Source organism: Halomonas sp. M20 (assembly GCF_020622265.1).
Lineage (GTDB): Bacteria > Pseudomonadota > Gammaproteobacteria > Pseudomonadales > Halomonadaceae > Modicisalibacter.
This window is the reverse complement of record NZ_JACNMQ010000010.1, coordinates 24,943-39,295: the sequence shown is the minus strand read 5'-3', so window position 1 is coordinate 39,295 and position 14,353 is coordinate 24,943. Positions and strand designations below refer to the sequence as shown.

General features: G+C 57.0%; 13 protein-coding genes. 8 read left to right on the top strand and 5 right to left on the bottom strand.

All coding sequences use genetic code 11. From position 1 onward, the window contains the following. Positions 1 to 188 precede the first annotated feature (188 nt). Together H7850_RS17770 and H7850_RS17765 are read left to right on the top strand one after the other, a co-directional pair. The gene (locus H7850_RS17770) at positions 189 to 1,532 is read left to right on the top strand and encodes a Na+/H+ antiporter family protein (RefSeq protein WP_227370876.1); all 1,344 of its coding nucleotides are present in this window, start codon (positions 189 to 191) and stop codon (positions 1,530 to 1,532) included. Positions 1,533 to 1,610: 78 nt separating this feature from the next. After that, positions 1,611 to 2,444 (top strand): hypothetical protein, encoded by an 834-nt coding sequence (locus H7850_RS17765; RefSeq protein WP_227370826.1) that lies wholly within the window; start codon positions 1,611 to 1,613, stop codon positions 2,442 to 2,444. A 95-nt stretch (positions 2,445 to 2,539) separates the two neighbouring features. Here H7850_RS17765 and H7850_RS17760 read toward each other — a convergent pair whose 3' ends face one another. Together H7850_RS17760 and H7850_RS17755 are read right to left on the bottom strand one after the other, a co-directional pair. Further along, positions 2,540 to 3,460 (bottom strand): TatD family hydrolase, encoded by a 921-nt coding sequence (locus H7850_RS17760; RefSeq protein WP_227370825.1) that lies wholly within the window; start codon positions 3,458 to 3,460, stop codon positions 2,540 to 2,542. Between the two features lies 1 nt (position 3,461). Then, positions 3,462 to 4,328 (bottom strand): EboA domain-containing protein, encoded by an 867-nt coding sequence (locus tag H7850_RS17755; RefSeq protein ID WP_227370824.1) that lies wholly within the window; start codon positions 4,326 to 4,328, stop codon positions 3,462 to 3,464. Positions 4,329 to 4,513: 185 nt separating this feature from the next. On the opposite strand from H7850_RS17755, the gene H7850_RS17750 reads away from it, so the two are divergent. Next, positions 4,514 to 5,902 carry an alkaline phosphatase family protein gene (locus H7850_RS17750; RefSeq protein WP_227370823.1) on the top strand — a complete coding sequence of 463 codons (1,389 nt, stop codon included), beginning with the start codon at positions 4,514 to 4,516 and terminating at the stop codon, positions 5,900 to 5,902. Between the two features lie 9 nt (positions 5,903 to 5,911). On the opposite strand, the gene H7850_RS17745 is transcribed toward H7850_RS17750, so the two are convergent. Genes H7850_RS17745 through H7850_RS17735 form a run of 3 tightly spaced genes read right to left on the bottom strand, consistent with a single transcriptional unit; the run spans position 5,912 to position 9,259 of the window. Beyond that, positions 5,912 to 6,757 (bottom strand): UbiA family prenyltransferase, encoded by an 846-nt coding sequence (locus H7850_RS17745; RefSeq protein ID WP_227370822.1) that lies wholly within the window; start codon positions 6,755 to 6,757, stop codon positions 5,912 to 5,914. Further along, the gene (gene eboE, locus H7850_RS17740; protein WP_227370821.1) at positions 6,751 to 7,986 is read right to left on the bottom strand and encodes a metabolite traffic protein EboE; all 1,236 of its coding nucleotides are present in this window, start codon (positions 7,984 to 7,986) and stop codon (positions 6,751 to 6,753) included. Before eboE ends, H7850_RS17745 begins: the two co-directional genes overlap by 7 nt. Further along, a complete protein-coding gene (locus H7850_RS17735) occupies positions 7,970 to 9,259 on the bottom strand; it encodes a 3-dehydroquinate synthase (protein WP_227370820.1) in 1,290 nt (429 codons plus the stop codon). Before H7850_RS17735 ends, eboE begins: the two co-directional genes overlap by 17 nt. A 350-nt stretch (positions 9,260 to 9,609) precedes the next feature. On the opposite strand from H7850_RS17735, the gene H7850_RS17730 reads away from it, so the two are divergent. The 5 genes from H7850_RS17730 to H7850_RS17710 all read left to right on the top strand — a co-directional run bounded on the left by H7850_RS17730 (position 9,610) and on the right by H7850_RS17710 (position 14,350). Beyond that, positions 9,610 to 9,987 (top strand): DnaJ family domain-containing protein, encoded by a 378-nt coding sequence (locus H7850_RS17730; protein WP_227370819.1) that lies wholly within the window; start codon positions 9,610 to 9,612, stop codon positions 9,985 to 9,987. Positions 9,988 to 10,109: 122 nt separating this feature from the next. After that, entirely contained in the window at positions 10,110 to 10,574 is a 465-nt protein-coding gene (locus H7850_RS17725) for a flavodoxin family protein (protein ID WP_227370818.1), read from the top strand. A gap of 94 nt (positions 10,575 to 10,668) precedes the next feature. Beyond that, a complete protein-coding gene (locus H7850_RS17720; RefSeq protein WP_227370817.1) occupies positions 10,669 to 11,568 on the top strand; it encodes a S66 peptidase family protein in 900 nt (299 codons plus the stop codon). Positions 11,569 to 11,675: 107 nt separating this feature from the next. After that, positions 11,676 to 13,262, top strand: a complete 1,587-nt coding sequence (locus H7850_RS17715; protein ID WP_227370816.1) for an ABC transporter substrate-binding protein — start codon at positions 11,676 to 11,678, stop codon at positions 13,260 to 13,262. Between the two features lie 83 nt (positions 13,263 to 13,345). Next, positions 13,346 to 14,350: an ABC transporter permease subunit gene (locus H7850_RS17710; RefSeq protein ID WP_227370815.1), complete on the top strand. Its 1,005-nt coding sequence runs from the start codon at positions 13,346 to 13,348 to the stop codon at positions 14,348 to 14,350. Positions 14,351 to 14,353: the final 3 nt, after the last annotated feature.

Here is a 14,353-nt window from a genome sequence, read left to right as displayed (position 1 = left end):
AAAAGCAACACAAATCCTGATTGATTGAATTTAAAATCCCCTCGATTACCTAGACCAACAACATAAAAGGTAACCTAATGAAAACAGAATCATGGAACTCATCCGCTCTAAATTCGAAAAACATCACATCGGTAGCAGTGGTGGCGGTAACGGTAGCCCTATCGCTACTATTGCTGTTTCTCACAGATATAAATGCCATCGTTCTTGCCGTAGGTATCATGGTGACACTGAGCATGCTGCGTGTTTCCGTGGTACTTGCCTTGATACTCTCCGCCATCATCGGCGGTGTTTATGCCGGCATGCCGGTGGCTTCGATAGTCGAAGAGTTCAACGATGGCCTCGGCAGCGGAGCGCCGATAGCGCTGGCTTTGGCGACACTGGGCGCTTTCGCCGTCGCGCTTTCGCGAGCCGGTATCGCCACCTACATATCGTCGCGAATGCTCAACCTGGTCGGCAGTCATGATAGTCCCCGCAATATCGAGAAGACGAAATGGGGAATCTATTTGCTGTTGGTACTGATCAGTGTCGCCTCCGGCACCATCGTCCCGGTACACATTGCCTTCATCCCTCTTCTCATTCCGCCCATGCTCCTCGTTTTCAACAAGATGGAGCTCGATCGTCGCATCATCGCTTGCGTCATCTGTTTTGGCATCGTCGCGAAGTATATGGTCTTTCCAGTGGGTTACGGTGCCATCTACTTGAACGATATTCTTGTCTACAGCATCAATGAGGCGGGTGGAGATTTAGGATTTTCCATCACCCGCGACATGGCGCCTCAAGCCATGATCATTCCTGTCGTCGGCATGCTGGTAGGTCTCCTGGTCGCCATTCTGTTCACTTACCGGAAAAAGCGCGCCTATTCGGACACCCCCATCAAAGCCGAAGAGGAAAAAGAAGAAAAAGAAAAACCGCTTCAGCCGTTGCAAAAGATTCTGATACTGGCAGCCATCGTTTCTACTCTGGTCGTTCAGGTGGTGACCGGGTCAATGGTGTTCGGCGGCATGGTGGGCTTTTCCATTCTCGCCCTCAGCGGCGTGATGAAATGGAGCGAACAGGACACCATTTTCGATAATGGCATGCGAATGATGGCCATGGTGGGCTTCATCATGGTGGCCGCTGCCGGCTTTGCCGCCGTGATGCGTGCTACCGGGGAGGTTCCACTACTGGTCCAGCAGGCCGTTGAATTGATCGGCGATAGTCGTGCACTGGCCGCACTTTCCATGTTGCTCGTTGGGTTGATCATTACCATGGGCATCGGTTCTTCCTTCTCCACCGTGCCGATCATCGCGGCGATCTTCGTCCCCCTGGGTCTGGAGTATGGCTTTTCCGCCATGGCCATTATTGCCTTGATCGGTACCGCCGGGGCACTTGGCGATGCCGGTTCACCGGTTTCCGACTCCACCCTGGGGCCAACCGCGGGTCTCAATGTCGACAGGCAACATGACCATATCTGGGACACGGTGGTTCCCACCTTCATTCACTTCAATATTCCCCTGATCATTTTCGGCTGGATTGCCGCAATGGTGCTGTAAAAGGTTTTGTCGCCGCCAACTACAAGCAATACCTGGCTAGCAATACCTGGATAGCTCAGTCAAAAAAGGATGAACATCATGCTAAATACAATGACTCAAGATCGCCCGGTTTACGCCGATGTCGTCGATCTCGACAAGTATCCAATTCATAATATTGATAGCAGCGAAGGCAAGGCACTGATCGACAGCTGTCGCAAGGAATTGGCCAAGGATGGCTGCTGCACGCTCGAGGGTTTTATCAAACCTGAAGCCGTGGCCAGAATGGTGGAATTGGCCAACCGACTGGAGGGCAAGGCCTGGGTGAGCGATAGACCCCATAACGTCTATTTCAAGCCCTTCGATGAAACCGTCGAGCCGGATCACCCTTTGGCCCACCCGGTACGCTCCGCCAAGCATGGCATCGCTTATGACTGTATCCCTGAAGATGCCCCGCTACGGCGCTTGTATGAATCGGATGATCTGACCCGCTTCATTGGGGCTGTGCTGGAAAAACCGGTGCTGTATCGCAGCGCCGACCCACTCGATGCGCTGCAAATTACCCGCTTTCACCCCGGCGAAGAACTGGGCTGGCATTTCGATAATAGCGAATTCTCGATCACCGTCATGTATCAACAGGCGACTCAGGGCGGCGATTTCGAATACGTACCCGCCTTGCGTACCAAGGACGACGAACGCTTTGACGATGTAAAAAAAGTGCTTCAGGGCGATCGGTCTAGAATCAAGGTTCAGACCGGTGAGCCAGGCACACTCGCCTTCTTCCACGGCAACTGCGCCATGCACCGAGTCACGCTGGTGGAGGGAGAAACACCACGCATCAATTCCGTGCTCACCTACGGCGAGCATGACAACATGCGCCTCAACGATCTTACTTCGGAGTTGTTCTATGGGCGTACTTCACCGGCGCCCTCATAGCGGCAGCATAAAACATTGAGTGGAATCTAAATGCAGTAGCCCGCTTTATAGCGGGCTACTGTTTATGCCTCATGCAAAGCTTATGCGGAATATCTTTATTCGATGATAAGGCTGTCCCGATTACGCGACCCGGGGGCTTCGATACGCGGTTCCCGGCCACCGCGCAAGATGGAATTGCCCTCGTATAGCGTGCGCTGATCGATCTCCGGCGGGTTCAACCAATCCAATTCATTGATCTGACCGCTCTTGCCGTAGACCTCCAGGGTATTAGCGTAGGTGACCTTGCGTACCGTCTCCGCGGAGATGCCGTTTTCCAGTGCCAGCTTCGCGGTCTTGGCCACCGCCAGGGGTTCGGAAATACCCCAGTCGCAGGCGCTGTCGATGATGATGCGCTCACTGCCATATTTTTTGAGCAACTCCACCATGCGCACGGTGCCCATCTTGGTCGAGGGATAGATGGAAAAGCCCGCCCAGAATCCGCGATCCAGAGTTTCGTCCACGGTCTCTTCGTTGTTATGGTCGATGACCACCCAGGAGGGGTCGAGGCCCATCTCCTCGCACACATCCATGGAGCGTGAAGTACCCTGCTTCTTGTCCCGATGCGGTGTGTGCACCATGACAGGCAATTGCAACTCCCTGGCCAGCGCCAACTGCGCACGGAAATACTTGTCTTCCAGCGGCGTCTGTTCGTCGTAACCGATCTCGCCGATGGCCACTACGCCTTCCTTCAAGGCGAAACGCGGCAGCCATTCCATGACGCCTTCGGCCAGTTCCTCGTTATTGGCTTCCTTGGAGTTGAGCCCGACCGTGCAGTAGTGACGAATACCGAATTGCCCGGCCCGGAAGCGCTCGAAGCCGATGATGGTGGAAAGATAGTCCACATAGGTACCGACGAAGGTGCGCGGTTGACCTAACCAGAAAGCCGGCTCGACCACCGCAACGATACCGGCAGCCGCCATGGCTTCGTAATCATCGGTAGTACGTGAAATCATATGTGCGTGCGGATCGATGAACATCTCAGACAACCTCGTTTTTCACAATAGATACCCGTTCGGCTTGGCCTTTGGCGATGTTAGCGGCAGCCTCGGGATGAGCGGCAAGCAAGGACTTGGCTTGTGGCGATGGATTATCGGCCAGGGCCAACGCTGCGGCAGCCTGTCCCGAAGGCTCCCCGGATAACGCCTTCTCGAACTCGTCGAGCGCTCCTGCTTCAACTGCATAAGGGCCAATGCAGCGCCATACTTCAGGTGAAATGGTACGTCCTGCAGCCCAGCGCTCATGAATATGATCGAGTAGCTGTCGTGCCAGCTCCGGGTTGGCTCGTTCATCGAGCCCCACGATATTGGCCAGGCTGCTATCGACGAACAGCGCCTTGAGAATCATGTGGTTCCAGCGATGCTCATCGAAATGCATTCGAGGATAAGGATTATGCTGAGTAATAGCCTCGAAGACGCCCAGCATGTTGGAACGTAGCCCTTCGCCTACCTCGAACGCCAGGCTTTCAGGCTCCGGATATAGCGGCAAGCCACGATAGAGCGCCACTAGCTCTCGAGCATCAGCGGTTCGTCTCAGATCCTTGAAGGTTTCCGCAAAAGGTCGCTCACCGCGATACATCGTCAGAGCCACGATTCTAGCGGCACCGTCTAGGCTTAAACCTTCGGGCCGCCAGCCCTCCAGGGCACTGTTCGCCTGGCTGAGGTCCTCCGTCGACAGGACAAGCGCCTCCTTGCCCAATAGACGCGGCGCCAATCCCATTACCGTGTGTAATTCACGTTCCGGAGCCCCCTCCGTAAGCGCATTGACCCGCTCTTCGAACCAAGCCCTCTGCTCCTTTGCTTGTCGCAGAATCCAGTGGCGCAACAGGTCGACCGATCTTTCAGACATTACTCACCTCAGCACTCGTATCGAATGTATTCAGCTTTCGAGTCACCCTGCTTCAGCAGGATGCCCTAACATCATTGTATTTTTAAATTAACACTATGTTACCTTAGTTAACTCAAAAGTGTTAGTGTATCGGATTGTGTCTTTATGATTTTATTTTCCTCAGCTCATTCGATATGGCCGTAATGATGAATAAAACACTGGTAATCCTCGTCGTGGGTCTGGCGCCCAATATGGTTGGAACCCATACCCCGAACCTTGCCGCACTGGCAAAGCGAGGCGCTATGCGTCCGCTCAATACGGTAACGCCCGCCGTTACCTGCAGCGTACAGTCCACCCTGGTGACGGGTCTGACGCCCGCCGAACATGGTATCGTCGCCAACGGCTGGTACTTTCGCGATCTGTCGGAGGTCTGGCTGTGGCGTCAGTCGAATCGACTGGTCAATGGGGAAAAGATCTGGGACGCCGGCAAGGCGCGTAATCCTGACTTCACCTGCGCCAAGATGTTCTGGTGGTACAACATGTACTCCAGCGCGGACTGGAGCGCCACACCGCGGCCCATGTATCCGGCGGATGGACGAAAGATACCCGATCACTACACCTATCCCGCCGACCTGCACGACGAACTCGATGCCAAGCTGGGGCAGTTCCCGCTGTTCACCTTCTGGGGTCCGGTGGCCGACATCACCTCGAGTGACTGGATTGCCAAGTCGACACTGCACATGATGGAAACCCGCGATCCAACCCTGACCCTGACCTACTTGCCTCATCTGGATTACAACCTGCAGCGCCTGGGGCCGGATCTTTCTCATCCGCGTATCCAACAGGATCTCAATGAAATCGATACGCTCTGCGGTGAGCTGATCGACGCCGCGGAGCGAGATGGCCGACGTGTCATCGTCGTCTCGGAATACGGCATTACGCCCACCACGGATGCGGTGCATATCAATCGCGCGCTGCGCAAAGCCGGGCATGTCGCCGTACGCGTGGAAGAACACGGGCGCGAGCAGCTTGACCCAGGTGCGTCCCAGGCCTTTGCCGTGGCGGATCATCAGCTTGCCCATGTGTACATTCAGGACCCGGCAAAGATTGCCGAGATCAAAGCGCTACTCGAAGGACTGGAAGGGGTAGAAAGCGTCTGGGATGCGGAGGGAATCGAAGCCAACGGCCTCGCTCATCCCAACGCAGGGGAACTGGTTGCCATCGCCAAACCGGATCGCTGGTTCAGCTACTACTACTGGCTGGACGATGCCCGCGCACCGGATTATGCGCGCACCGTTGATATTCACCGCAAGCCCGGCTACGACCCGGTGGAGCTGTTCTTCGATCCCAAAATCAAGCAACCCAAGCTCGCCGCGGGCTGGCGGGTGGGCAAGCGCAAGCTCGGCATGCGCCAGCTACTCGATGTCATCTCGCTCAAGGACACCCAGCTGGTCAAGGGCTCTCATGGACGCATCACCGACGACCCGAACGACGGGCCGCTGGTGATATCTTCGGAAGCGAATCTGCTACCCGAGGGGGGGGTGGAAGCGACGGATTTCAAGGCGCTGACACTGGCGCATGTATTCGAGGATTGAATGTCCGTACTACGTCCCTGGCGCTACTCTCTGTAGCGCCAGGGTTGCCCCAAAGCCAATCAACGCCAACACGGCAAGACCGAACATCCCGGTTCCGGCAATCAGCACCGCGTCATAAATCGCTATACCCGCGATCAGACTGACCACTGCCTTGGGTACGTCTCCGGGTTGACGACGGAAAAGCAGGCTGAGAGCCCAGCCGCCCCACACCAGATAGAGTGCCAGCAACACGATGGCTAGATTGCCTGCCAGCATGAATCCCAGAATCAGTACCGGCACTGCCATGACCAGCAGCGGCCAGGCGTTGCCGATCTTGTCGTAGGCCTCCTGTTTGGCGGCGTAGGTCAGCCCCACCACGTGACAAGAAAGCCCCACAGCACCAAGCAACACCATCCAGTTCAATCCACCTGCTGCCAGGGCCGCCGTCACATAGGTCAACAATCGGCAAGCACCCATGATGACCGGCCCCCAGGCAATCTGCTTGTGCAGCCCGTCGTAAGCCACGATGGTTGCCGCCAGAGCTAGTCCCGCCAGACCCGCAAACAACCCCAATGTGAACATCACTATCGAGCCGAGGGCCAGCATGGCCGTTCCCAGTACAAAGACCGTGCCTTGCGGCACTTCGCCCTGGGGGATAGGCCGGGTGGCACGCTCCCGGGCATCGATTTCCGCGTCGAAGGCATCGTTGAGAAACATGCCGCCCACGTAAAACAGCGATAGCGCAATCATCAGAAGCAGCAGTCCCGCGCCTTCGAACCCATTGCCCGATAGCACCCAGCCTGCCAGGCCATTGGTCCATACCGTGGGTAAGTTCGAGATACGCCCAAGCTTGAGCCACATACGCCAATTCAACATGGCTGCTCTCTCAACATAGCTGCTCTCTCAACATAACCGACCTCTCCACATAGCTGGCCTTGGACCCACTGCATCTCGCGCATGATGGCATCCTCCACGCTTGCACCCTTGAGCGCTTCGGGCAGGACATGCCAGGTGTAGGTTTCGACTTCCAGATGCGGCGCGATAGGTTTGCGGCGATGCAACGCCAGTACTTCGGCCAGGAACGACTGGGTCGTTTCGAAGCGTCCGAGTTTCTCGACGAAGATCGGCACATGGTAGTGAATACGCCACTCCTCGCCATCCGCATCGGCGCTTCGGGCCAAGGCTTCGGGTAGATCCGCATAGCGTGTCAGCCCGTTCTGATCGGACGCAACGACCTGATGCAGATAAGTAGGCTCGCAAAACGCCTCGAGCGCGTGCCTGGCGTCGGCGTCGATCTTGGGGATTCGTAACGCCGCGCTCAACTGCAGCTTGTGAATGGGGATACCGGCATCATTTAGCGCCTTGATGCTGGCCTGAGGATTCTCGAACTCCACCGCGGCATGACAGACGTCGTAGCAAAGCCCTAAATGACGCGGCAATGCGCTGGCGGCCTGGCTTGCCGTCAATCCGGTCATCTTCGTCAGATGCCGTATCGCCGTGTCGGCATACAGATAGCGGTGGAAGAAACCGATGGCCTCGTCGATGGTTTCCAGAAAACAGTAGGGTTCGGGTTCGAGAGCAATCGCCACGGTGACGCCGGTGCGCTGCTCAAGTTCTACACAGTGTGCCGCTGCCTTGAGCAGATTGTCCGCCATCAGGGCTTCGGCCCCTCGCCCAAAAGGCTTGAACGTCCCTGGTACCGTGCTGAGACTGACAGTATCGCCCGGCGATCCCAGCTCCGCCATTAGTGATGCCAAACCGCAGGTGTAGTCGAGTCGCTCGGCGAATCGCCAGTCCGGCTGATAGACCGCCTCCTTCACTCGAGCACCATGAAAGACGCCATAGGGAAAGCCGTTGACGGTCAATGCGCGATAGCCTTGCACTGCGAACAACGCCTTGAGCTCGGCTCGAGACGCCGGCTCTTCCAGGGAGCGCAGTGCCTGGGCGGAAAAACGAAGCCCGACTGCAAAGGATGTTTCCGGCGCAAGTGCCTGTTTGACCTTGCGCACCGGCCCTTGCAGCGCGGCGCGTACTTCTTCCCAGGATTGGGCGGGATGAATGTTGAGGCAATAGGTAAGCTGGCCGAGGTTATTGGGCAGTTGCATCGCTGTCCTCTCGTGCCTGGAGCCATGCAATGGACTCCATGACCCTTTTGTCGTCGATGGTATTCACCTCGATGCCCTGGCCGATTCCAGAAAGCAACGTCACGGTCAACTCCCCTCCCAGATGCTCTTGAAACTCTCGCAGGCCCGCTAGTATGGCCGGCTCGCCTTCCGACGTCGGCTCGATCAACTGCGGATGGAAGATGCGCAAGCCAAGCCCTTCCAACAATTCGACGATACGCAGCTCTTCGCCTGGGGGTAACAGCCCTGCAAGCACCGAATAGCGGGCATCCAGGGCGATACCGATAGCCACCGCCTCGCCATGATGCACCTCGTGCCCGGTCAGGGCCTCGAGCTTGTGAGCGGACCAGTGACCAAAATCCAGCGGGCGCCCTGACCCTTGCTCGAACGGGTCGCCACCATGGGCAATCTGTCGCATGTGCAGCGCGGCGCCTCGGCGGATCATGGTTTCTTCCGCTTCCGGATCAAACGCTTTCAGCTTCTCGACATTCGCCTCCAGCCAGTCAAAGAATGCCTTGTCACGAATGAGCGCGACCTTGACTGCCTCGGCGATACCCGCGATACGCTCGCGCCTATCCAGAGATTCCAGAAGCGTCAAGTCGTTGAGCACGGCCCAGGGGGGCGCAAAAGTGCCCATGAAGTTCTTGACACCATTGAAATTGATGCCGTTCTTTACGCCAACACCACTGTCATTCTGGGAGAGCACCGTACTGGGAACACGAATATGACGAACGCCACGGTGCGCCGTCGCCGCCGCAAAACCGATGGCATCCAATACCGCCCCACCGCCGATGGCGATCACGTAGGAATGGCGATCGACGCCAAGACGATGTATAGCCTTTTGAGCAGCGATCACTTGTGACGGACATATCTTGATCTGCTCGCCCCCGGGCACCACCTGAGGCGGCTCCACGAGCTTCATGCGTGAGGCGTGGGCCTTGAAATAATTCTGGATGCGTTCTACAAGGTCAGGCTGGGCCGTTGCAACACCGTCATCGATATAGATCAGACAGCGATGCTGTTTCTCCTCCTTGTGCAACGACAGCATCTCGACCAGCAGCGGGTTTTGTTGCCTGAAAAGACCGTGAGTAAAAGCCACCGGGTACTCGAAAGGTACGGAAAAGCGTTGCCACTGAATGCTGGTAAGTCGCGTGTTTTCAGAAACCTCATCTTCGGCACGCAAATGCTGAGATGGAAATGCAGCCGTCGGGTTGGAAAGTGCGTCTTCGAAGAGTGACACTGAGTTCGTATGCATGGATCGCCGCCTTGCTGCTAAAGCAGTTGATAACACAAAAATACTTCAAGTAACGTAATGTTACTTATTACGGCGACTGTCCACAGCATTAAAAAACAAGTAAAAATACAGGCGGAATAGTATTAAAAAAGTAATTATCGCTTGAAATGACTGCCCTTGAGCGCATTAGAAGTAACGTCTTTCAGCAATATTCAGGCGTTTCATCCGTAATCGATGGACGCTTCTGGCCCAAGCTGGCTTGTATGATTGCAGATGCAAACTGCGCCAAGTGAGACTGTGCGATGCTGTTGATCCTTGGTAGATATAGTTAGATCGTTTTTCGGATTACTGCTTTGAAGGAGTAAATTTTCGTGTCACTGCTTGATCGGTTAGCGGAAGCCCACATCCAGAAAGCCATCGAGAACGGCGAGATGGAGCATTTGCCCGGCAAAGGAAAGCCGCTACTGCTCGATGACGACAGCATGATTCCTGCGGAATTGCGTGCCGGTTATCGGCTGCTGAAGAATTCGGGCTTCTTGCCGCCGGAACTGGAGTTGGCGCGGGAAATACGAGAGGTGGAAAGTCTAATCCTGCGTATGGATCATGGCGAAGAACGTGAAGAGGCATGCGTTCGCCTTGGTCTGCTACGCACTCGTTTGCAGCAGCGTGGCCATGATTTGAGTCCACTGCTACAGCGCGGCGATTACCATGACAAGCTGATCCAGCAATGGGACCAGAAGAACCGATAGTTCCCTCAAACATTGCCATCGGCCTTCGCGACTTCTTGTTTGGCAACCCCATGAACGGAGCTAGCCCTCCGACAATGTTTCTGTACTTGGCTATCTCTACGCTAAGCTGCCATGCTGCTTCCATGACCAAACGCCTGCTGATCGTGGCCCATGCGCCCTCGCCCAATACCCTCAAGCTCCGAGAGGCTGCCGAACGCGGTGCTACCCACGCGGATATTGAAAACGTCGCGTTGGCGGTGAAGGCTCCTCTGGATGCCGGGCCGGACGACGTTCTGGCCTGCGATGCCATTTTGCTCGGCACCACCGAAAACCTGGGCTACATGAGCGGCGCTCTGAAAGATTTCTTCGACCGCAGCTACTATCCGGTACTGGAAGAGAAGCAGGGGCTGCCCTGCGCGCTTTATATCCGCGCCGGACTCGATGGCACCGGCACACGTCGAGCGGTGGAAAGCATCGTGACCGGCCTGGGCTGGCGCTGGGTACAGGCGCCGCTGTTGCTGCACGGACAATGGCAGGAGGGCTTCGCCGATGAAGTCGAGGAGCTGGGGCTGACCATGGCCGCCGCCCTGGACAGCGGCATGATCTGATTGTGAATTGGCGAAAGCCATTCTCGGATACCTTCCCGGCAGTACGGATATTCAGGCAAGATAAGCGGCTCAGCACGTCACTAGAGTTTCCCGCATGTCGCTCTCCATCAGCATCGTCGCCCCGGCCTCCTACACCGATTCTGGAACCATCGATACCGCCATCGCCGCGCTCGAAGCAATAGGCGTCGACGCCCGAGTGCCGACTACGCTGCAATCGCCGGAGCGCTATCTTGCGGGCAACGTAGCGCATCGTCTGGAGGGGCTTTACGCCGCCTACGCCGACCCCGAGACCCAGGCGGTCTGGGCGGTACGTGGGGGCTACGGCTGCGCTCAGCTGGTCGATCATCTCGATTGGACGCGGTTGTCCTCCGCCAAACCCTTGATCGGCTACTCCGATATCAGTGTGCTGCTCGATCAATGCCATCGACAGGGCTTGCCGGCGATACACGGCCCGGTCATGAAGGAAGCAGCCTTGATGCAGCACGAATCCAAGGAGCAACGTCAAGTTGCCGGGAACCAGATTCAAGAATTGCTGGGGCTGCTACAGGGCGAGCCCCCCGCCCCCTTCGCATTGAAGCGGTATGGCGCAGACGATGCCCAGGCGCCAGAAACCAATCTCGAAGGGCCGGTAGTCGGTGGCAATCTGATGACACTGGCCTGCGTTGCCGGAACGCCGGTGCAATTCAAGGCGCCCCCCGGCGCCCTGGTGATTCTCGAAGATGTCGGTGAGCCCTTCTACCGACTGGAGCGCGCCCTGTGGCAGCTGGTGCATTCCGGCGCCTTCGATCAGGCCGGTGCGATCTGCCTTGGCACCTTCGAAGGCTGCTCCCCCTACGGCGATACGTCTCTCGAAGCGATCTTCACCGAGGTGCTACGCCCCTTATCGCTGCCGCTGTTCAGCGGCCTGCCGGTAGGGCATGGGCTGCATAACCGCCCCTGGCGTTATGGAACGCAAGGTCGTATCGCCAATGGCCATCTTGAACTAAAGGGCTAGTTGATCAAACGCTCGTTGGAGCCGCAAACTACCGCCATGGCGCAGTGCCGAAGCGTGCTTGATTTCGGGCTGTGCCAATCCCTTACGTACCCTGCAGGAGAGTAACAATGAAAAGAACACTGCTGGCAGCCGGCATTGCTGCCTTTGCGCTCGGGGCGACCCCGGCCATGGCCAAGACCCTGGTGTATTGCTCCGAGGGTTCGCCGGAGGGCTTCGATCCCTCGCTCTACACCACCGGCACCACTTTCGATGCCTCCAGCAAGCCGATCTACAATCGCCTGATCGAATTCAAACCCGGCACCACCGAGCTGCAACCGGGGATCGCCGAGAGCTGGGAAGTCTCCGAAGATGGCAAGGAAATCACTTTCCATTTGCGCGATGACGCTCAGTTCCATTCCACCGACTATTTCACCCCCAGCCGAGCGCTGAATGCCGATGACGTCATCTACTCTTTCGCCCGTCAAATGGACAAGGACAACGCCTACTACAAGCACAACAACGGCAATTACGAATATTTCAATGCCATGTCCATGGGCGAACTGATCGACGAGATCGTCAAGGTCGATGACCACACGGTGAAATTCAAGCTCACCCGCCCTGAGGCACCCTTCCTAGCCAACCTGGCGATGGACTTTGCATCAATTCAGTCCAAAGAGTACGGCGATAAGATGCTCGAGGCAGGCACGCCGGAAAAGATCAATCAGCAGCCCATCGGTACCGGCCCCTTCCAATTCGTCAATTACCGCGAAGATGCAGCGATTCGCTACTCCGCCAATCCAGACTACTTCCGCAGCAAGGAGCCTCTGGATAATCTAGTGTTCGCCATCACCTCGGATGCCCAGGTGCGCTACCAGAAGCTGCGCGCCGGGGAGTGCCATGTCATGCCCTATCCCAACCCTTCCGACATCGACGAGATGAAGCAGAACGACAACATCCAGGTGCTCGAGGAACCCGGTTTGAACGTCGCCTATCTGGCCTACAACACTCAGCAGGAACCCTTCGACGACCCCAAGGTGCGCAAGGCGCTGAACATGGCGGTCAACAAGGACGCCATCATCGATGCGGTGTTCCAGGGCGCGGGCCAAGTCGCCAAGAATCCGATTCCACCCACCATGTGGGGCTATAACGAAGCCATCGAGGACGACCCCTACGATCCGGAAAAAGCCGAGCAGATGCTGAAGGAGGCCGGCGTCGAGAATCTCAAGATGAACCTCTGGGCCATGCCGGTACAGCGCCCCTACATGCCTAACGCAAGGCGCACCGCGGAGCTGATGCAGGCGGATTTGGCCAAGATCGGTGTGGATGCGGAAATCGTCACCTATGAATGGGGCGAATACCTTAAGCGCGCGGCGAATGTCGATCGTGACGGCGCGGTGATTCTCGGCTGGACCGGAGACAACGGTGACCCGGATAACTTCCTCGCCGTGCTGCTGGGCTGCGATGCGGTGGGTGGTGCCAACCGCGCCCACTGGTGCTACGAACCCTTCGACGAGCTAGTCATGGAAGCCAAGACCCTGGACGATCAGGACAAGCGCGCAGAACTCTACAAGGAGGCTCAGGCCATCTTCAAGGAGCAGGCGCCCTGGAATACCATCGCCCATTCAACGGTGTTTATGCCGCTACGCCAAGAGGTTACCGGCTACACGATAGATCCTTTGGGAGGACATAGCTTCGAAGGAGTGGATCTCGAATAACGCTTTTTAATGTGCCATTTCCCGGACGGTCATCGCGATCGTCCGGACTTCTTTTCGTCGTTCGACCTGACTGACACGACCCAATGTTCAAATTCGTTCTGCTCAAGCTGGCACAACTGATACCGACCTTCATCGGTGTCACCATCGTGGCCTTTGCTTTTATCCGTCTTCTGCCCGGCGATCCCATTTTATTGATGGCCGGCGAGCGGGGTATTTCTCCCGAACGTTACGCCCAGCTCGAAGCCCAGCTCGGTTTCGATCGCTCGGTGTTTGCGCAATATTTCGACTTTCTCGGTAATCTCGTGCAAGGCGACCTGGGTACCTCCCTGGTCACCCACACACCAGTTTTGGACGAGTTCATGAGTCGCTTCCCGGCAACCGTGGAGCTCTCGGCATTCGCCCTGCTGTTCGCCATTCTCATCGGCCTGCCCGCTGGCGTGATTGCCGCCACCCGGCGCGGTACCGCCGTCGATCATACCGTCATGGGCATCAGTCTGACCGGCTACTCCATGCCGATCTTCTGGTGGGGGCTGCTGCTGATCATGTTCTTTTCCAGCACCTTGGGCTGGACGCCGGTATCCGGGCGTATTTCCTTTCTCTATTTCGTCGACTCGGTTACCGGCTTCATGACCATCGACACGCTGTTGGCCGGGGATTGGGCGGCCTTCCTGTCGGCGCTGCACTACCTGATCCTGCCGGCCATCGTGCTGGGCACCATTCCCATGGCGGTGATCGCCCGACAGACCCGCTCATCGATGCTCGAGGTGCTGGGCGAGGATTACGTACGCACCGCCCGGGCCAAGGGGCTCTCGAATTTTCGCGTGATCATGGTACATACCCTGCGCAATGCGTTGATCACCGTGGTCACGGTGATCGGCCTGCAGGTCGGGGTGCTGCTAGCTGGGGCCATTCTTACCGAGACGATCTTCTCCTGGCCGGGCATCGGCAAGTGGATGATCGATGCCATCTCGCGCCGGGATTACCCCGCGGTTCAGGGGGGGCTGGTGCTGATCGCCTTCATCGTCATGATTGTCAACCTGCTGGTGGATGTCGCCTATGGCGTCATCAACCCACGTATTCGTTACTAGGGA

Excerpts from the sequence above, each read along its gene's own strand:
- H7850_RS17720 (WP_227370817.1), top strand. The coding sequence starts at position 10,669 with ATGTCGCTCTCCATCAGCATCGTCGCCCCGGCCTCCTACACCGATTCT.
- H7850_RS17755 (WP_227370824.1), bottom strand. The coding sequence starts at position 4,328 with ATGTCTGAAAGATCGGTCGACCTGTTGCGCCACTGGATTCTGCGACAA.
- H7850_RS17760 (WP_227370825.1), bottom strand. The coding sequence starts at position 3,460 with ATGTTCATCGATCCGCACGCACATATGATTTCACGTACTACCGATGAT.
- H7850_RS17710 (WP_227370815.1), top strand. The coding sequence starts at position 13,346 with ATGTTCAAATTCGTTCTGCTCAAGCTGGCACAACTGATACCGACCTTC.
- H7850_RS17765 (WP_227370826.1), top strand. The coding sequence starts at position 1,611 with ATGCTAAATACAATGACTCAAGATCGCCCGGTTTACGCCGATGTCGTC.
- H7850_RS17745 (WP_227370822.1), bottom strand. The coding sequence starts at position 6,757 with ATGTTGAATTGGCGTATGTGGCTCAAGCTTGGGCGTATCTCGAACTTA.
- H7850_RS17735 (WP_227370820.1), bottom strand. The coding sequence starts at position 9,259 with ATGCATACGAACTCAGTGTCACTCTTCGAAGACGCACTTTCCAACCCG.
- eboE (WP_227370821.1), bottom strand. The coding sequence starts at position 7,986 with ATGCAACTGCCCAATAACCTCGGCCAGCTTACCTATTGCCTCAACATT.
- H7850_RS17750 (WP_227370823.1), top strand. The coding sequence starts at position 4,514 with ATGAATAAAACACTGGTAATCCTCGTCGTGGGTCTGGCGCCCAATATG.
- H7850_RS17715 (WP_227370816.1), top strand. The coding sequence starts at position 11,676 with ATGAAAAGAACACTGCTGGCAGCCGGCATTGCTGCCTTTGCGCTCGGG.
- H7850_RS17725 (WP_227370818.1), top strand. The coding sequence starts at position 10,110 with ATGACCAAACGCCTGCTGATCGTGGCCCATGCGCCCTCGCCCAATACC.